Below are 17,435 nucleotides of genomic sequence, written 5' to 3' on the forward strand. Positions count from 1 at the left end.
TTTATTTCAAAAAGGTTTTTCTATTAGTAAGAATTATAAATCTATTTAATTCCCAATCTTGATTTTAATTTCAAAAACAAAAGTCCGATTCGGTATGCATCTTCTGAAGATGAATTTCTGTCGCTTTTTGGAATCTTATAGATTTCACATAAATCATCAAGGGAAAATTGTTTGTCGTTAATATCGGTTAACTTTCTATACATCACATCAACATCCAGAGCTTCGTTTTTTAAACGTCCGCAATCTAATCTTTCCAAAGCAGCGTTCAGCATTTCGATATCAAAATTAATATGATGTCCAACAAGTACGGCATTTCCAATAAAATTTACAAATGCTTCAAGCGCATCAGACTCAGGCATTTTTATCATTTTACTTTCAATAATAAATTCGTTTGAAAGTCCATTGTCCTGTAAAAATTTATATTGAAGGAGGACAGTTTCAAAATTCTCTTTTATAACAATACTGTCGTCAATAACAGAAAAAGCCCCCAAAGACAAAATGACATCCTTATTCGGATTCAAGCCAGATGTTTCTGTTGACAAGACAACAAATTTATTTGGTTTGGTTTCGAATTTTGTCAAATAATCTTTCCAGAATTCCGGATAATCTTTATTAATATTTTTAAGCCAGTCTAGCATATTTTATGAGAATTGTGTCAATTGAAATTTACTCTTAATCAGTTCCTCAAGATCCCTCATTGGGGCTAAAGCATTTTTTAATTTCTCTTTATCTGTTTTTGACATTTCTCTTAAATTAATATATTGGCCAGAATCGTCATTTTTTAATCCTTCAACAGTTCTAAATTTCGATAACGTCAGAAAAGCTTCGGCACAGCTCAAATAAATCTCGGCATTTTTAGAATCTGTTATAGCTAATTGTTTGAATCTTAGGTAGGTATTTTGAACTCCCTTAATATTCGCATTTAATATTAGTAAACGGGCGCTATCAATTAATGGCATTAATGCGCGAGTTTTAATGTCGAATTTGTCCTTATGCGGACCATCTTCTTCAACGATAAATTTCTTAAAGAAACTTAATGGAGAATTTCTCTTTAAAGCATCATTTCCTAAGAAATCAAAAAATAAGGTATTATTTACAGCATTCTTGAAAATAACGCTTTCAATCGCTTCTTCAATTTTTGGTTCGCCAAAAACAATTTCGTAATCAAAGAATATACTGCTTAAGTCATTACTGTTTTCACCTGGAGTATTCATCCAACTGTTGTATTGTTTTGTCCAGTCACTCAATGATTTACACCATAACATATTGCTTCCCATGTGACCATTCGGACAATATTCGTAACCAACTTTTTCCAGAATTGCAGTAGTTCTTTTGGCGAGTCTCAAGAAATAATCTTTTACTTCGCGATATTTTTCAGGAGTAACATCTTCAAAAATCAAAATGCTGTCTTGGTCGGTAAGTAAAAGTTGCTCTTTACGCCCCTGGCTTCCAATACTTAACCAAGCAAAACGAGCGGGAGGAGAGCCTAAGTCTAAAATTGAAAGCTCTACAGAACGCTTAATGATGGCCAAATTTATTTCGCTGGCAATATTGCTCACATGCGAAATCGGAATATTTTTTTGAATTGAATTCTGAATTAAATCAGATAATCGATCACGAATTTGCTTTAAGTCTTTCGGCAATTGCGAACGCTTAATTTCTTTGATTAAAACGCCCGGATTACTGGCTTGTGCCACAATAAGATCGTGCTCAGAAATAATTCCTTTTACCACAGATTTACTAGTTCCGTCTTTAGTTACGCATAAATGGGTAACATTGTGTTTCAACATTAATAATTGTGCCTCTGCAAGTGAAACATTTTCGATTACAGTTACAACAGGAGACGACATTATTTTGTCAATTGTATCAGTAATCTGAAATCGACCCGTCGCAATTTTTGAAGATAAATCGGCATTTGTAACTATTCCAATCGGATGATTTTTTTCGCAAATTACAATGTTGTCAACCATAGAGTCTGTCATTAAGATAGCAACCTCTTTGATTATATGATTGGCCTCAGTTGTTAACGGAGAATTGTTGTAATTTAATGACTGAATGTATTGCATTTCAGTTTGTTGATCAATAAAGTCAACATCTGAAATAAGTTTTCCATTGTAAGAAACATTATCCTTTGTATGTCGTGAATTTACTGCAAAACTTTCAAGCAAAAAATTCAAAACATCAGAATTGTTGGCAACAAAAGGCCTAAAAACTGCGATCGGAATAGCATAAATAATGCTTTCTTCACGAGCTTTGGCCGTCATCATATAGTTATTTTTTGCAAAAAAAGGACGAAGACCAAAAATATCGCCTTCATGGCATTTGTTTATAATGGTTTCTTCGGCATCTGCAATTGTAGTAAGATTTATGACACCAGAAGCTACAACATAAAAGCTTTCGTGGAGTGGATCATTATTCTGAAAAAGCACAGCATGCTTTTCTAAATTTATAACACGGATATTTGTAGCAATATCTGATAATTCTTTAAAAGTTAAATTATCAAATGGTTTGTATTCTTTCAAAAAATCCGCAATGTGCTCAGCGACTGTATTCATACGTCTGATAATTTATTTTTGAGTATTCCATTGTAAAAATAATAAAATAAACCCTTACAATGAAAGTATCTTCCTGAGAATCTATAGATTATTAAAAAAATGTTAAAGCTGAATGTTTTTAAATGCTATAAAATCTTTTTAAAATTTATAATTCTCAAATATCGCAAGGAGAATGACCCAGTGGTTTGGTTTTAAAACTTATTTTTTTTGATTTTATTTCGTAAGCGATGAAGTTGTTAGAACAATATGTAGTAGTGATTTGATGCGGGTAATCTACGATTTGAAAATATTCTATTTTACATAATATAAATTATAGTTCATTTGTGGTATAACTAATTAACAATTACCACATGGCCTTAAAACGTACATCTTTAGAGAATTATACTCTATTACTTGTAGAATTAAACAAAATGCGTCACACAAATTTCAATGCTAAAACATTCTTGAAAAAGATGCGCCCTTTTTGTAAAACCTCACACTTAAAGTTTAAAACATTATTTCTAAGAATCCGTGGTTCAAATATAGGAATTACAATTAAAGTTTGTACGGATTGCTTTATAGTAACTCAATCTTTTTGTGTTCATGAATTCATTTTTTACTGCAATTCGCAAAAAACTTTGATTTCAAAACTTCTTAAACATAATCTCCTAATACCTTAATATATGTCTGAAATTCTAAAATTAATTCAAAAACGAGAAAATTTAATTTTTGAATTAGCCAGTTTAAATTTTGATTTGAATGAATATTCAAAAAATCCTGTGGAAACTGTAGACTTAATTGGCTTAAAATATCAGCATGATTTTATAATTAATGAAATTCAGCAGATTGCTCAGAAAATAAATGTTTTGTCCAATTCTCAGATAACTCTTTACAAAGCTAAATTCCTAGAATTTGAAAGGAAAATTTCTGAAGCAATTTCCAAAAAGCAGTTTACTGTCAATGATTTACCAAAAAATCATTATTCGTTGTGGCAAAACGTAACCTCTTAAATAAATAAGTTATGGAAGTAAAAATTTATAGAAAGCTTCATTATGAAGTATTAAAAGATATAGCGACTGAGAATTTATGTTTTTTAAAATTCAAATATAAATCTCATACTCAGGATGGTAAATTATTTTACTGCTATGAAATTAAAACTATAGGACTCCCCCAATACATTAAAGATACATTTTTCACCTTTCTAGATTGGGTCAAAAACGAATCAAAAAATTATTAGTTCAATCTTTTAGCGTTGCCGTTGGGTATAACGGCAACTAACTCACTCAAAACCTACTAAAAATAATGATTTCATATAAAGAAAGGCATCAAGCTCAAACTAAATTTAGAAACAATAATTTAAAACCTACTCTTATAAATATAGACTATTTAATTATTAATCTTGAGGGTCAGCCGTTTGGAGAATTTCCAGAAGATTCAAAATTTCGTTTAAAACCATACGAATACGGAACTAAGATTTTTGAGATTAGAGCAGACTTATATTATGAAGATTTAAAAATCGGTGTTTACACTGCAAAACCTCGTTCTGCGATTATGAGCGAACAATTTGCACAGCTTCAATTTGAAAACAATTTATTTTATACATTATCTAACGATGCCTTAAAAGGTGTCATAAATGCATTTTGCGATGAAACGAACTACTTATTTAAGTCTGTTAATAGACTGGATATATGCCTTGACAAGTCTGATATCAACAATTCTTACCGTAATTTATATAGTAATGTGGTTGCAGGTAACTACCTTATTTCAGGGCGTCCGAAAAATCTACAAAGCTATTTTGAAACGTACAAAGGAAAATCAATTCTTAACGGTTTCCAAATAGGAAAAAGAACATCAGACAAAATAATACGATGCTATAACAAAACGCTGTCTTTACAGCTAACTGAGAAACCTTATATAAATGAGTATTACGCAAACAACGGTTTGAAAAATGAGAATGTTTGGCGTTTTGAATATCAGTTAAATTCTGCGTTTTTTAGAGGTCTTAACGAACATTCCAAAGGAGATATAAAAGTTAGTCAATCAATGACTTGGGGTATTTTTGATAAAGCTAACCTTTATGAATTGTTGAAGATTGCAAATAAAGGTTTTTTTGAACTTCGTGAGAATACTGGTAAAAGCCAAATCAATAAAGAAAAGCTAATTGTTTTGTTTGATTTTGATTTTTTACAATCCCAAATTACCAAATTCAATCCTATAATAAAACGCTTGAAAAAGGTTGTTCTTTCTTCGACAACCATTAAAAAACGTCTTGCAAAATCTCTGTTTAGAGAGTATTACGCAAGTAATCAGGATATATCTTACATCGTTGCTTTAAATCTTTTACTTGAAGATTTAGACATGATTACCGAAAAACCACTTATAAATTGGTTCAGAAACAAATTACATTTCTATATGCATGAGTTTAGAACAAAGGAAAAATTAGTAAATGATTTTGATTTTGAATTATTCCACGAACACCAACTTTTATTTTTATAAGCCATGAAAACACAGAATACAAGCCAAAAAGTAACTAAAACCCAGTTAATGCATATTCTTGAATTAAGCTATAAAACGGCTTGCAAAGAATATCAAGTTATACTCGATTCCTTGGAATTAAAAAGGAGTTATTTAACTGTCCAAGACCTAATTAAGTACGGCATATTATAGGGAAAATTAGGGAAAATTGTGGAATTATAGGGAATTTTAGGGAACGTCAAATAATAGTTGCAATAACCTTTGTGAAAGAAATTTAAACAAATAAAATTTATAACAAATGAAAATTGCAACTATTACAGGCGTTACAAAATCGCCAGAATTACAAGTAACAAAAGCAATCGGTGCTTTAATTCTTTCAAGTGACCTGCCATTATCAGGCTTAACTACTGAAAAAATTAGTATTTACATTGAACGTGGAAATGGCTCGAATGTCATTTTAGCAAATAAAGTTTTGCTTAAAGATTTCATTTTAGCAAGTACTTACGGAACTGAATGTACACAGTCGGATGAAGATAATGCTTTGATTGCATTGTGTGAATTGGCTGACGAAGGTTCGATTTATCTTGCAGATAAAGAAAGTATTAAAATTACTCTTGAAGATTTAATTGCAGGTAAACGCTATGATTTGCACGGTATTGAAGAACCACAGCAAACAAACAATTTGTATTTCTTCGAACAAAAATCTGTTGCTTCTGAGGAGTTCAACAAAAAAATTGATGTTCAAGGCTTTGATTTGGCTGTTATGACTGTAGATAATTCAGTAAGTGATTTGTCTTACCAATATTCAAACGGTCAAGTGGTTAAATATCTTCCTTTTGAATTGCAGACTTTAAGCCGTGATATTGACCCAATCCAAGCTGTGCTTTCAGACGGAAAAGTTGTTCAAGGTTTAGCGGATAGATTAACCCTGCCTTTGGTGGCTGTCGTTGGAATTGAGATTAATAAGTCTCAAGGCTCGATTATTAATTTCGTCGTAAGATGTTTAAAAACTGTGTAAGCTATGGGATTTTTCAAAAAAATTGGAACAGCGATTAAGAAAAACGTTTCGTTCAAAAATTTGGTAAAGGTTGCTACTCCAATTATGGGCGCAATTCCTTTCGTTGGCGGAACTGTTCAAAATATATCGCAGAATTTGCAAGATGCTCACGAAGCTAAAAAGGCAAACAAACAAGCTGAGGAAGAATACAACAAACAACTGGCATTAAATACTGCAAGTCAAACGGTTGGTGCTGTAGCAAATGCAGGTTCTCAGATTTTTGCAAAAGCTGTAACAACTGGAATAAATGACGGTTTAAGTACTGGTTTTGTTCAGGGTTCAGGTCAGGTTGGTGCTACTGTGGTTAGTTCAACTATTAAGGTTTGGTTCGAAAGAAACTGGAAAATTGTCTTAGGTGCTGTCGCTGGTCTTATTGCATTGATTTGGTTTTTAAGACGTGATAGCAATAATTCAGGAAAAAGAGTTGCTCGAAAAAGATCGTAAGCCGAAAAATTACTATCGAATCTATCTTATTGTATTTCTGATAGATTCGGCAGTAATCATAATTAAAAAACTGGCTGAAATCATATTATTAATTAAACACATTATAAAGTAATGGCACAAAATAGAAAAAGTTATAATTACAATAATCAGAATTATAACAATAATAAGCAAAAAGTAAAGCATTCAGGCGCAAAGTATACTACTTACACCCCTGTTTCGGGTCCAAATAAAGGTGTTGAACAGCATCTAACAACTGGTTGGAGATTAGCTAAAGGAGAATTGATTGCAATTAAATGTGTGACAACAACAAAGTCAAATCTTTCAGACAAAGGTTGGTTTGGTTCGGTGGCATGCACTTTTACTAACACTAAAACTGGTGTTCAATCTTTTCATTGGGGAACAATGCAGAAAAACGGCGGTAAGGTAGTAATTGACAGTATGGCGTTTGTAATTAATCCACGTGCAAAAAACGGTGGTTATGCAGGAACATTTATTCGTTCGAACTAATGTTTAGGTTTATTTTAAAGTTCCTCCCTCTTATACTTCACGAGGGAGTTGATTTACTAAAAGAGCATTTAGAAAAAAGAAAACAATTAAAACAAAATAAGTCATGAAAAATTTGAAAGGAATTGTTTCGATAATTGGTATTATCGTTAAATATGGTGCGGTTGTTACTGCTATTTTAAAAGGTATTCAGGTTGTTTCTGATGAATTAAGCAAACTTGATTTCGGAAAAGACGAGCCTGAAACCTCTGCTAAACCTCAAATTGTAGAAGAAAATGAGTAATTTTTTAGGTAGAAAGGACTTAACACGAGGTATTCGAAATAATAATCCGGGTAACTTGGTTTTGACAAATATTGCTTGGCAGGGAAAAATACCAAATGCACAAAATACCGACAAACATTTTGAGCAGTTTACAGAAGTAAAATATGGTATTCGTGCTATGTTGCGAGATTTGACAAACGATATTGATAAAGGAAAAAATACCGTAAGAAAGCTTATAACTGAATATGCACCTCCATTTGAAAATGATACACAAAAGTATATTGAGGTTATTTCAAAAGCTGTCGGTTTAGACCCTGACCAAACAATCAAAATTGTAGATGCAAAGTTTTACATGGTTATTGCAAGGGCTATTATCAAGCACGAATGCGCTCCCGACCATAATCTAATTTATGATTCGGATATTCAGGATGCAATTGACATTATGGGAGATTACAACCTTGCGAGTGTCACAGTAACGGCTAAAAAGAAATTCAAATTCAATTATTTGATTATTCCCGTACTGCTTTTTTTTTATACTGTTTACAGCGTTACAGTCTAAACAAACGCCCAAAACGATAGAAATTATTAATTCAAAATTTAAACAAGATGTTAGATAAAATCAAACTTTTTTACGCAAACAATAAAACTATTGCAAATGTTGTATTAGTTGCTTTAGCAGGATTTTTAGCTTATAAATTATTCAAGAAAAAATAATTATGGCTCAAAGAGAGATAGTTAATAGAACAAAGAGCCAAGCCAATACTGTTTGGCTCTTTGATTTTCTGCAAAAATATTGGCTTTTGTGTGTTGGTATCATTGTGTGTTATCCATTATTGAAAAAATGGTATGCTAAATTTACACAAGATGCTGAGGAAAAAGCTTTAGAAGATGCAGAAAAAGATTTAAAAATTGCTGTTTCTAACCCAATGACGAAAGAAATCGAATTGAACAAAATTACACCTCGTAAAGAAGTTCATAACATAGCAGAATCTTTAGCGGTTTGGTTAGGAACAAATAAGCAGACGAAAGACGCTCCTTGGTACACTTGGATAACTGAACCGATGTCTAATTTCGAAAATGAAAAAGAGACGATTAATGAGTTATTAAAAGTAAAACAAGTTACAACTGTTCCATTAGTAATTGGCTGTTATTATGTTATTACAAGACGTGATTTAAAAGCTGATTTGAAAAAATATTTATCAACTTCGGACTTGAAAAAAGTTCCGTTATTTAATTAATCCAGTATGAATTTTATTCAATATATAGATGACACTTACGCTGTCAAAGTTAAAGAGATTGAATCTTCTGAGGGATATTTAATTAGAGGAATTCAAACGCCATTTTTCATTTTATCTGTATTTGTCGACAATAAACGTGTTCAGGGTGTAGATTTTTTGAATTACGATAGTTTACCTATGTTATCAGTTATTAATGATTTAGGCAATGTCGATTTAAATGTTATTCCAGAAAATTACTTTGCTACTGCATTTACAGAAATTTATTTTATCATTCCTAATGGAAGTAGCTCATCAAGTGTAGAAATTTCAAATTTTAGTGATTTTCAGAAAAAACCTTTGAGATACCTTAAAGAATATAAGCTACCTCAATTTCGTATCGATGGCAGATTTTCTCAGGGCTCAGGCTATACATTTGATCGTAGGGTTTATTCAATGCTTAATCTCGGAACAATTCAGGGGGATAACAAATTTTACATTGGTAGTTATGATACTTATCCTAATTCTACTCACGTAGATACAATTGAATTTCAGGGTGAAACTCCAAATTATATTCGAAATGGTTATGATTTGGTTACTTCATTTCCTGTTCAGAATAACGGTGGTATTGTTCAGTTTGGTGATTTTTATGTAAAAATGACAACTGGTAAAACATCATATCCTTACGGATTACGGGTTTATATATTTACAGATATAAGAACCAATGAATTTTGGGTTTTAACAAGCTATATAGAGCAAGGTACAAGTATTATCAAAAAAGGAGAATTTGACATTTCAACATTTGTTTGTGTAAATGGCGGTTTCAAAATTAAGAATCTTCTTCAAGATGTAGAAATACAAATCAGTACGATTTATGGCTAATACTACCCCTACTCCTTATAGCTGTACAATCTTTAATAAAGATAAATCTATAAGACCAATAAAAGTTGAGTTTTGTAAATCAATATTTTACTTGCATAACTGGTGTAAGAATATCAAATTCGATTACCATTATATTAATATTTATAATCGTAAAACAGGTAAGTATTTATCAAGACAGTACTTTAATGAATATATAATTGATAAGCCTTTGTATTAATTTACAAAGGTTTATTTTTTTACTGTTAGAAATTAAAAATATCGAAGTTTAATAAAGAGATAAAACATATAAAAGATATTAAACTTAATAAAGAGATAAAACTTATAAGACACATAACGTTAATTAAAGACATAAAACTTATAAGATACATAACGTTAATTAAAGACATAAAAAACAATAAAAGCATTCTTTTATATAAATAAAGTTATATATTTGTGCAAGTTTTAAATAATGACGATAAAAAAATTGTCAACTAAAGCAGTAATAAAAAGTACGGTTTTCCGTAATTTTATATAAAAAGAAAAACCTAGCTCAAAGGCTAGGCTCTCCTACTATCAGATGTATTGCAACTACATCAGTTAGTTAATAATGAAGGATACCAAATTCAACTATGTGCCATGCAAGCTTTAGAATTGAATAGGTAATTACAAGTTTTTGCCAAAAAGGCGATAGCTTTTTCATCAGCTTTAAAACTCAAGAACTTCTATCCCAAGTACTCCATTGTATTTGGGGGTTCTTGGTTTTGTAAAAATACATATTCTTCTTCTTAAATTCAAGGCTTCTATATTTCCTAATTTGGTGAATTTATCAACAATATTTTGTTTTCTTAAAATTCAGTTAAAATGTGAATTAAGTCATGTTTTTATATGTAAATTCCTGCATTTATTACTCATGGCAATTATTGCCTATGACTTATTAACAATTATCTTTTGAATTTTACTATTTCCCTTTCATTATTAAGGTATAATTATTTATTCTTTTATAGCAATTGACAAAGTGAAATTAAAATTATTGGCATTATATTTGGAATTATATTTGTAATTATAAACTCACAAACAAAACCACATGAAAAAAATTACTTTATTGCTTTTTATTATACTTTCTGTTCCTGCTTTTTCTCAGGATTCAGATATGAAAATTTTTTTAGAGAAAAAAGAACCTATTAGTATTGATGAATATGATTTGATTAAACAAGTAAATATATTTTATTCTGACATTCTGATTTCTAAAGAAGTTAAAACAAATTATAAGAATAATTTAAAAGTAAACGAATTTTTATCTGCTGAATTAATTTATCCAAATAACAGCAAGTTTAAACTTTACAATGTTACAATAATGGATAAAAGACATTTAACTTATACTTTTTTATCAAATGATGATATTTTGACTTATGGTGATGTAAGAATATTTGATGGTAAGACGGTTCGAACGTTGTATCGCTTGTCGGGTGCAAATTCATTAATGCAATATTTTGTCGATGGCAAATTGATTAATGAAGTAAAAGGATAATTTTCATTTTAGACCAATAAATAAGCCCCAATAAAACGGGGCTTTTTTTATGTTCCAAATTTTTATATATTTAGATTTCTTCAAAAATAGGGCTTTATATTACTGTTGATAAAGTTGTTAACATCTTCTTGGACATTCTGTGATTCATACTATAAATTATAGGTCAAAACGGGATAGTGGTGCTTGTAGCGTAAGGCTTCGTAAAATCAGGCTTTCTATATTGTATAATATATTCTTTATTATTTTCTCGCAAAAAACAGTGTCGGGACACTCGCTAGTGCCTTCTTTTGAGAAAACAAATAATCGATTCTAACGCAAAAGAAACATTTCAAAAAATGAATCTTTAATTGATTCTTTTCTGTCATATTTGATTGATAAAATTTGTACGAATTATTAAAAGTTAAAAAATAAGTTTATTCTTATATAAAAACAATTAAAATTATATTTGCAATCAAAAATGATAGTTAAATGAAAGTAGTTTGGTCTGAAAGAGCACAAGATACATTTGATGAAAATGTTGCGTATTTATTAAAAAAATGGGGAGAAAATGTAACTCAAAACTTTGAAAATGAGACTATAAGAGTAATCGATATTATTTGTAACAATCCTCATCTTGGGAGATTTGATAAAAAGCTAAACTGTAGTATAATAACGATTGTAAAACAGGTTTCTCTCTTTTACGATGTAATTGATGGGAAAATCGTTCTAATTGCATTCTGGGATAATAGGCAAAAACCATTAAACTACTTAGAAAAGTTTTAGAATTAAAAAAAAGCAAAGCTAAAATGAATTTTGACTTTACTTTTACTTTATATAATTTATTTTAAAATATTAAAAATCAAATATTTATTTATTTTTAACTCTTCCTTTTATTCTCTTGACCATTTCTTCATGAGAAATGTATTTTCCATCCTTAAAATCAATTTTTCCTTGCTCAATATCAGCTTGTAGTTCCATCATAAAATGCTCCTCAGGAGAAATAACTTTTGCTATTGAAAGCATTTCATCAGCAGTAAAAGCAAGTGTTTTTAATTTTCTATAAAACGATGCTTCTGGAAGACCGCATTGTTCAATAATGTAGCTCTTTTTGTAAGGGGATTTATTCATCAAATCGTCAATTTCACTAACAATTTTTTTATAAGTTAAAATCTCTGCTATCATAATTAAGAGTTTATATTTATATTTGTAGGGCAAATATACAATAAAAAATGAGAGTGCATACTAAAAATTATCGGTCAAATGGATTTACTCAAAACACAGCATTATTCATATAATTTACTTAAAATAACTTCTTTAGGTACAATATCTGCACCGCCTCGTTTTGAAAACTGCATAGCTTCATCACTTATAAATAAAACTGCGCTGGCAGAAATATTATTTTTTCCTTCAATTTTTATCTGTGCTTTATCTCCAAGTGTATAAACGACGCCGGTTATGTCAAAAATTTCAGATTGCAGTTTCTTGTTGTCGCTTACAACTTCAGCAGTTCCAGAAATTTTGTAGTTTGATTGTGCAATTGTAATTTTAAGAAAATATTCTTTACTGCAGTTCTTGCAGTTTTCTGAACTCCAGGTTCCAGTAAATTTATTGGTTTGAGAAAATGATGTTGTGGAAATTAATAACAGCAGTAAAATAAAACTTCTCATCTATTTTTTTTAAGTCTTTCAAATATATAAAAAAAAAGCACCACAATTGTGATGCTTAAGCTGTATTGCCTCAACTTATAATTTTTTCAAATAAACCGATTTTCCGTTTAAGGAAACCTCAATCTGATTCGTTTTTTCGTTGAAAGTTGTTCGTAATGCATTTCCTTTAAAAATGGTTACATCTCCATAAACTTTTCCAGTTTCATCAGATACATATTCAAAAACTACTTTTTTATTATCGGGCTCTATTCCTAGCTTATAACTGGAAAATTTTGTGCCCCTTAAGTCAAAATTTTGTTGAGAATCAATTATTTTTCCATCAGCGTAGAAATTAGTGATAGATTTGTTTAATGTGATGTCGGGATAATAACTGTTTACTTTTTTTAATAATTCATATTGCGCAATGCTCACTTCTTCGTTTTTTGACGAGATATTTTGAGCAAATGAAATATTTGTATATACAAATAATAGGAGTAAAATGCATTTTTTCATAATGTTTACATTAAAGGTTAATAAATTGATGTTTCCTGAATCAATAATTCGGATTTGTTTACTGCTTTACACAGTAAATTACCATACAATTTACGAAATCTTTACCTTTGCAGAAAATTAAAAGCCTTTTTTTAAGATAATGACAACAAAAAAATACCTAAAACTAATTCTCATTTTGGGCTCTCTAACTGCATTAGGGCCTTTTTCTATAGATATGTATCTTCCTGGCTTTTCGGGAATTGCAAAAGATTTAAATACTACAGTTGCAAAAGTTTCTATGAGCTTGTCGAGTTATTTCATCGGAATCTCTGCTGGCCAATTATTATATGGTCCGTTATTGGATCGTTTCGGTCGTAAAAAACCTTTATTTATAGGACTTCTGGTTTATATTCTTGCTTCATTAGGCTGTATATATGTAGCTGATATTGATGCTTTTATATTGCTTCGTTTTGTTCAAGCTATCGGAAGCTGTGCGGCGACCGTTGCTTCTGTGGCTATGGTTCGCGATTTATTTCCTGTTAAAGATATTCCGAAGGTTTTTTCACTTTTAATGCTGGTTGTTGGGCTTTCGCCGATGTTGGCTCCTACGATTGGCGGTTATGTAACTGAAGATTTGGGCTGGCATGCTGTATTCTTTATATTAATGTGTATGGGAATCGTGATTTTAGTTGCATCACAAATTGGCCTTCCAAATACTTATAAGCCAGACACTACTATTTCATTAAAACCAAAACCGATTATTACGAACTTTTTATCCGTTTTAAAAGAGCCTCAATTTTATACTTATGCTTTTACTGGTGCAATCGCATTTTCGGGCTTGTTTTCGTATGTGGCCGCATCACCAATCGTTTTTATGGATATTTATAAGGTTGATGCGAAAATATATGGTTGGATTTTTGCCTTTATGTCTGTAAGTTTTATTGGGTCTAGTCAATTGAATTCTATGTTGTTGAAGAAATTTTCAAGCGAACAAATGATTTTTGGAGCCTTAATTTCACAGTCTGTAATTAGTATCGTTTTTCTGATTCTGTCCTTGAATGATCTGTTAGGATTGTATGAAACAATCGTAATGTTGTTTTTATTCTTGGCGTGTTTAGGAATCTCAAATCCGAATACGGCTGGATTAACATTAGCTCCTTTTGCTAAAAATACCGGAAGTGCCTCAGCCTTAATGGGTGCTATTCAATTAGGATTAGGTGCTTTGGCTTCATTCGCCATCGGAGTTTTTGTAAAAGACTCTGTAACTCCAATGGTTGCCATTATGACAACAACGACAATTGTAGCATTTGTGATTTTGAATATCGGAAAACGTTTTATTAAAAATAAAGTAACACTTTCAGAAAGTGATGATGTTATGATTGCTCATTAAATGTAGAAATTCCAATATTAAAATTGCTTCGCCTGTTCGCTATCGCTCGAGTCCAAATTCCAAAACTTGAAAAGTTTATTTTAGTTACAATAATCGAAAAGCCGAAATCTTAGATTTCGGCTTTCTTATAACGCATTCCTTTGGAATTTGAAATTTTAGTATTGGATTTTTTACAATGTATTCCTTTAGAATTTTAAAAGTTGGAATTTTAAAAATTAGTTTTGAGTTTTCTTATCCGGTCTGATGATCATTCTAAGTGATTGGTCTTTTGCAAAATAAGCAACCATCCAATTCCAGAAAGTATTTAATCTGTTTCTGTAAGTGATCAAGGAAATTAAGTGAATGAACAGCCAAATGATCCAAGCAAAGAAACCTTTAAAATGCCATTTCGGACTTGGTAAATCCACAACAGCTTTTGCTTTTCCAATAATTGCCATTGAGCCTTTGTCTTTGTAAGCGAATGGTTTAAGTGGTTTGTTTGCAACCATGGCTTTAAAGTTTTTAGCTAGATTCAATCCTTGCTGAATTGCTACTTGCGCAACTTGCGGATGTCCATCAGGGAAATTCTTGTCTCCTGCTGTAATCGCAGTGTCGCCAATCGCATAAATATGATCTAAGCCATTAACTTTGTTAAATTCATCTGTTGCCATGCGACGCCCACGACCGTAACTTTCTTTAGGAATTCCCTCAAAAATTTTAGCAGAAACTCCAGCAGCCCAAATTAAGTTTTTGGTTTTAATCGTTTCTCCGTTTTCAAATACTACGGTATCGTCAACATAATCAACAACTTTGGTGTTTAGTTTTACGACAACCCCTAATTTTGTCAAAGCATCGTAAGTATCTTTTTGAGATTGTTTGCTCATGGGAGCCAAAAGGGCATCACCACCATCAACCAAATAAACGTTGCTTGCAGAAGTGTCTAATTCGGGATATTCTTTTAACAGAATGCTTTTTCGCATTTCGGCAAACATTCCAGAAACCTCTACTCCTGTCGGCCCTCCTCCTGCTACTACAATTGTAAGTAATTTACGTCGTTTGCGCATGTCTTTGCAAATTGCAGCCTTTTCAAGATTTTTAAGCAACGTATTGCGCATTACGATGGCATCATTTAAGGTTTTCATCGGAATGGCGTTTTTCATTACATTTTCCATACCAAAATAGCTCGTTTCTGCTCCGGTAGCAAAAACAAGATAATCGTATTCTAAATCGCCGTTGCTTAAAGTGATTTTCTTTTCGGCTGGCGAAACGGAAATCAATTCGCCTAAACGAAACTGCAGATTCTTTTTTCCTGCAAAGAATTTTCTAAAAGGATAGCTGATGCTAGAAGGCTCTAAAAATGCCGTAGCAACTTGATATATAAGTGGAGGGAAAAAGTTATAATTATTCTTGTCTACAAGGGTGACTTGTATTTGAGGCTGATTTACAAGCTCTTTCGCCAGATTGATTCCTGCAAATCCACCTCCAATAATGACTATTTTCATATATGTTGTATTAAGTAGGATTATAATAATTCCTTATAAATGTACAACTTTAATACACAATGACAAAAGTCATCTTTATTACTTTTTAAATTTTTTAACTGTTTTATCAACTATATCGATTTTGTTTTGCAGGACATAACTCGCCATTAGTTTTTCGATTAGTTCTTCTTTTGTTAAATGGTGAAAAACGGTTTTTACTTTCGTTTTTAAATCAGCTGAAAGTTCGTGATTTGGTTTTGTTTTGAAGATTTGCCTAGCCCACAAAAGCATATTGTTTTCTTCAACACTTGCCGCAGAAGGTTTTTTGAACTCAGAAAATTTAATTCCCAGTTCTCGCTCAAAATCGGCAATTTCAAAAACTTCTTCTTGCTGTAAAACGGTCAAGGAAAGTCCTTTTGCCCCTGCCCTTGCGGTTCTTCCGCTTCTATGAACGTAGTTTTCGTAAGTATCTGGCAGATGATAGTTGATTACAAACGAAATTTCTTTGACGTCAATTCCTCTCGCAGCTAAATCGGTTGCAACCAAAATATTGATATACCCTTCTCGAAACTGCTCCATAATTCGATCTCGAATTCCCTGTGTTAAGCTTCCGTGAAGTGCTCCAGAAGAAAATTTATTGATAGCCAGATTTTTGGCCAATTTATTGACTGCAGCTTTGGTCTTGCAAAAAATAATTCCTCTTTCTCCTTCTTTTGAATTCAAGAAATGCATCAAAACTTCCAATTTTTCAATAGGGTCAACAACAATATATTCGTGATCAATGCCTTCATTTCCAACAATTTCCATATTAGCGCTTATCTGAACTGCATTTTTGTTCAAATAATTCTGAATCAATTGCTTAATGGTTCCGGGAAGCGTCGCCGAAAATAATAATGTACGGTGTTTTTTGGGCAATTCTGCGATGATTTCATCTAAGCTTTCTTTTAAGATAGCTACCATTTCATCGGCTTCATCCAAAATTAAATATTCAGTTTGTTTTAGATCAATTGCTTTTCGCTGCATCAAATCTATTAAACGTCCTGGAGTGGCCACAACAATTTGGGCGCCTTCTTTCAGTCTTTCGATTTGTGGTTTTATCGGGGTTCCGCCACAGATTGAGGCAATAGAGATATTTGGAATGTATTTTGAAAAATTTTCTAGATTTCTAAAAACCTGTTGTCCTAATTCTCTTGTCGGAACCAATATTACCGCTTGTACCGTAACTGATTCTGTATTTACCAATTGCAGTAATGGTAATCCAAAAGCGGCTGTTTTTCCTGTTCCGGTTTTGGCCAAACCTACAATATCATGAGTTTCGTCCAGAAATAACGGAATCGTTTTTTGTTGAATTTCTGTTGGTTCAACTATATTTAAGTCACTTAAGGCTTTTAGAATTGGAGCCGAAATTCCTAATGTTGAGAATGTTTTAGACATATTCTTTAAATTGGTTTAAAGTTTCAGGTTTCAAGTTACACCAAAAACTTAAGAAGTTGAAAGGAGAAATTGCATTTGTTCTGAAATGCGATTTCTCCTTTATATTATAATAATGTTTAGATTCCAACAACTTGACTCAAGGCTAAAAGCCGAAC

General features: G+C 31.5%; 19 protein-coding genes. 12 read left to right on the forward strand and 7 right to left on the reverse strand.

The window, feature by feature from the left end; genetic code table 11:
* Positions 1-41: 41 nt before the first annotated feature.
* Entirely contained in the window at positions 42-638 is a 597-nt protein-coding gene (locus E0W73_RS13435) for a 3'-5' exonuclease (protein ID WP_135222592.1), read from the reverse strand.
* A gap of 3 nt (positions 639-641) precedes the next feature.
* Positions 642-2,555: a DUF294 nucleotidyltransferase-like domain-containing protein gene (locus tag E0W73_RS13440; protein ID WP_135222593.1), complete on the reverse strand. Its 1,914-nt coding sequence runs from the start codon at positions 2,553-2,555 to the stop codon at positions 642-644.
* A 662-nt stretch (positions 2,556-3,217) separates the two neighbouring features.
* Between E0W73_RS13440 and E0W73_RS13445 the strand changes: the two genes are divergently transcribed.
* From E0W73_RS13445 to E0W73_RS13490, 11 genes are all read left to right on the forward strand, one after another.
* Positions 3,218-3,544 carry a hypothetical protein gene (locus E0W73_RS13445; RefSeq protein ID WP_135222594.1) on the forward strand — a complete coding sequence of 109 codons (327 nt, stop codon included), beginning with the start codon at positions 3,218-3,220 and terminating at the stop codon, positions 3,542-3,544.
* A gap of 292 nt (positions 3,545-3,836) precedes the next feature.
* Positions 3,837-5,030, forward strand: a complete 1,194-nt coding sequence (locus E0W73_RS13450) for a hypothetical protein (protein ID WP_111369150.1) — start codon at positions 3,837-3,839, stop codon at positions 5,028-5,030.
* Positions 5,031-5,307: 277 nt separating this feature from the next.
* Positions 5,308-6,027 carry a hypothetical protein gene (locus tag E0W73_RS13455; RefSeq protein ID WP_111369149.1) on the forward strand — a complete coding sequence of 240 codons (720 nt, stop codon included), beginning with the start codon at positions 5,308-5,310 and terminating at the stop codon, positions 6,025-6,027.
* 3 nt (positions 6,028-6,030) lie between these two features.
* Positions 6,031-6,510 (forward strand): hypothetical protein, encoded by a 480-nt coding sequence (locus E0W73_RS13460; RefSeq protein WP_111369148.1) that lies wholly within the window; start codon positions 6,031-6,033, stop codon positions 6,508-6,510.
* A gap of 111 nt (positions 6,511-6,621) precedes the next feature.
* Positions 6,622-7,017 (forward strand): hypothetical protein, encoded by a 396-nt coding sequence (locus E0W73_RS13465; protein WP_111369146.1) that lies wholly within the window; start codon positions 6,622-6,624, stop codon positions 7,015-7,017.
* A 103-nt stretch (positions 7,018-7,120) separates the two neighbouring features.
* Positions 7,121-7,297 carry a hypothetical protein gene (locus E0W73_RS21440; RefSeq protein ID WP_162614853.1) on the forward strand — a complete coding sequence of 59 codons (177 nt, stop codon included), beginning with the start codon at positions 7,121-7,123 and terminating at the stop codon, positions 7,295-7,297.
* Positions 7,290-7,835 carry a hypothetical protein gene (locus tag E0W73_RS13470; RefSeq protein ID WP_208730540.1) on the forward strand — a complete coding sequence of 182 codons (546 nt, stop codon included), beginning with the start codon at positions 7,290-7,292 and terminating at the stop codon, positions 7,833-7,835. The genes E0W73_RS21440 and E0W73_RS13470 overlap by 8 nt, the downstream gene beginning before the upstream one ends.
* 157 nt (positions 7,836-7,992) lie before the next feature.
* Positions 7,993-8,514: a hypothetical protein gene (locus tag E0W73_RS13475; RefSeq protein WP_135222595.1), complete on the forward strand. Its 522-nt coding sequence runs from the start codon at positions 7,993-7,995 to the stop codon at positions 8,512-8,514.
* Between the two features lie 6 nt (positions 8,515-8,520).
* Entirely contained in the window at positions 8,521-9,372 is an 852-nt protein-coding gene (locus tag E0W73_RS13480; protein WP_135222596.1) for a hypothetical protein, read from the forward strand.
* A gap of 1,063 nt (positions 9,373-10,435) precedes the next feature.
* Positions 10,436-10,879: a hypothetical protein gene (locus E0W73_RS13485; RefSeq protein WP_135222597.1), complete on the forward strand. Its 444-nt coding sequence runs from the start codon at positions 10,436-10,438 to the stop codon at positions 10,877-10,879.
* Between the two features lie 468 nt (positions 10,880-11,347).
* Positions 11,348-11,641, forward strand: coding sequence for a type II toxin-antitoxin system RelE/ParE family toxin (locus E0W73_RS13490; RefSeq protein WP_135222598.1), 294 nt, complete (start codon positions 11,348-11,350; stop codon positions 11,639-11,641).
* An 84-nt stretch (positions 11,642-11,725) separates the two neighbouring features.
* On the opposite strand, the gene E0W73_RS13495 is transcribed toward E0W73_RS13490, so the two are convergent.
* From E0W73_RS13495 to E0W73_RS13505, 3 genes are all read right to left on the reverse strand, one after another.
* On the reverse strand, positions 11,726-12,040 hold the full coding sequence (locus tag E0W73_RS13495) for a hypothetical protein (protein ID WP_135222599.1): 315 nt from the start codon (positions 12,038-12,040) through the stop codon (positions 11,726-11,728).
* 101 nt (positions 12,041-12,141) lie between these two features.
* Positions 12,142-12,525: a hypothetical protein gene (locus E0W73_RS13500; protein WP_135222600.1), complete on the reverse strand. Its 384-nt coding sequence runs from the start codon at positions 12,523-12,525 to the stop codon at positions 12,142-12,144.
* Positions 12,526-12,600: 75 nt separating this feature from the next.
* Positions 12,601-13,017, reverse strand: a complete 417-nt coding sequence (locus E0W73_RS13505) for a hypothetical protein (protein WP_135222601.1) — start codon at positions 13,015-13,017, stop codon at positions 12,601-12,603.
* 139 nt (positions 13,018-13,156) lie between these two features.
* Between E0W73_RS13505 and E0W73_RS13510 the strand changes: the two genes are divergently transcribed.
* The gene (locus tag E0W73_RS13510) at positions 13,157-14,386 is read left to right on the forward strand and encodes a multidrug effflux MFS transporter (RefSeq protein WP_135222602.1); all 1,230 of its coding nucleotides are present in this window, start codon (positions 13,157-13,159) and stop codon (positions 14,384-14,386) included.
* A 215-nt stretch (positions 14,387-14,601) separates the two neighbouring features.
* On the opposite strand, the gene E0W73_RS13515 is transcribed toward E0W73_RS13510, so the two are convergent.
* Positions 14,602-15,867: an NAD(P)/FAD-dependent oxidoreductase gene (locus tag E0W73_RS13515; protein ID WP_135222603.1), complete on the reverse strand. Its 1,266-nt coding sequence runs from the start codon at positions 15,865-15,867 to the stop codon at positions 14,602-14,604.
* 78 nt (positions 15,868-15,945) lie between these two features.
* Positions 15,946-17,280, reverse strand: a complete 1,335-nt coding sequence (locus E0W73_RS13520) for a DEAD/DEAH box helicase (protein WP_135222604.1) — start codon at positions 17,278-17,280, stop codon at positions 15,946-15,948.
* Positions 17,281-17,435 lie beyond the last annotated feature (155 nt).

It is taken from the genome of Flavobacterium foetidum, assembly GCF_004634245.1.
In the GTDB taxonomy this organism is placed as follows: domain Bacteria; phylum Bacteroidota; class Bacteroidia; order Flavobacteriales; family Flavobacteriaceae; genus Flavobacterium; species Flavobacterium foetidum.

Bases quoted from the DNA above. Each gene is read 5' to 3' on its own strand.
- E0W73_RS13435 (WP_135222592.1), bottom strand. From the start codon at position 638: ATGCTAGACTGGCTTAAAAATATTAATAAAGATTATCCGGAATTCTGG.
- E0W73_RS13440 (WP_135222593.1), bottom strand. From the start codon at position 2,555: ATGAATACAGTCGCTGAGCACATTGCGGATTTTTTGAAAGAATACAAA.
- E0W73_RS13445 (WP_135222594.1), top strand. From the start codon at position 3,218: ATGTCTGAAATTCTAAAATTAATTCAAAAACGAGAAAATTTAATTTTT.
- E0W73_RS13450 (WP_111369150.1), top strand. From the start codon at position 3,837: ATGATTTCATATAAAGAAAGGCATCAAGCTCAAACTAAATTTAGAAAC.
- E0W73_RS13455 (WP_111369149.1), top strand. From the start codon at position 5,308: ATGAAAATTGCAACTATTACAGGCGTTACAAAATCGCCAGAATTACAA.
- E0W73_RS13460 (WP_111369148.1), top strand. From the start codon at position 6,031: ATGGGATTTTTCAAAAAAATTGGAACAGCGATTAAGAAAAACGTTTCG.
- E0W73_RS13465 (WP_111369146.1), top strand. From the start codon at position 6,622: ATGGCACAAAATAGAAAAAGTTATAATTACAATAATCAGAATTATAAC.
- E0W73_RS21440 (WP_162614853.1), top strand. From the start codon at position 7,121: ATGAAAAATTTGAAAGGAATTGTTTCGATAATTGGTATTATCGTTAAA.
- E0W73_RS13470 (WP_208730540.1), top strand. From the start codon at position 7,290: ATGAGTAATTTTTTAGGTAGAAAGGACTTAACACGAGGTATTCGAAAT.
- E0W73_RS13475 (WP_135222595.1), top strand. From the start codon at position 7,993: ATGGCTCAAAGAGAGATAGTTAATAGAACAAAGAGCCAAGCCAATACT.
- E0W73_RS13480 (WP_135222596.1), top strand. From the start codon at position 8,521: ATGAATTTTATTCAATATATAGATGACACTTACGCTGTCAAAGTTAAA.
- E0W73_RS13485 (WP_135222597.1), top strand. From the start codon at position 10,436: ATGAAAAAAATTACTTTATTGCTTTTTATTATACTTTCTGTTCCTGCT.
- E0W73_RS13490 (WP_135222598.1), top strand. From the start codon at position 11,348: ATGAAAGTAGTTTGGTCTGAAAGAGCACAAGATACATTTGATGAAAAT.
- E0W73_RS13495 (WP_135222599.1), bottom strand. From the start codon at position 12,040: ATGATAGCAGAGATTTTAACTTATAAAAAAATTGTTAGTGAAATTGAC.
- E0W73_RS13500 (WP_135222600.1), bottom strand. From the start codon at position 12,525: ATGAGAAGTTTTATTTTACTGCTGTTATTAATTTCCACAACATCATTT.
- E0W73_RS13505 (WP_135222601.1), bottom strand. From the start codon at position 13,017: ATGAAAAAATGCATTTTACTCCTATTATTTGTATATACAAATATTTCA.
- E0W73_RS13510 (WP_135222602.1), top strand. From the start codon at position 13,157: ATGACAACAAAAAAATACCTAAAACTAATTCTCATTTTGGGCTCTCTA.
- E0W73_RS13515 (WP_135222603.1), bottom strand. From the start codon at position 15,867: ATGAAAATAGTCATTATTGGAGGTGGATTTGCAGGAATCAATCTGGCG.
- E0W73_RS13520 (WP_135222604.1), bottom strand. From the start codon at position 17,280: ATGTCTAAAACATTCTCAACATTAGGAATTTCGGCTCCAATTCTAAAA.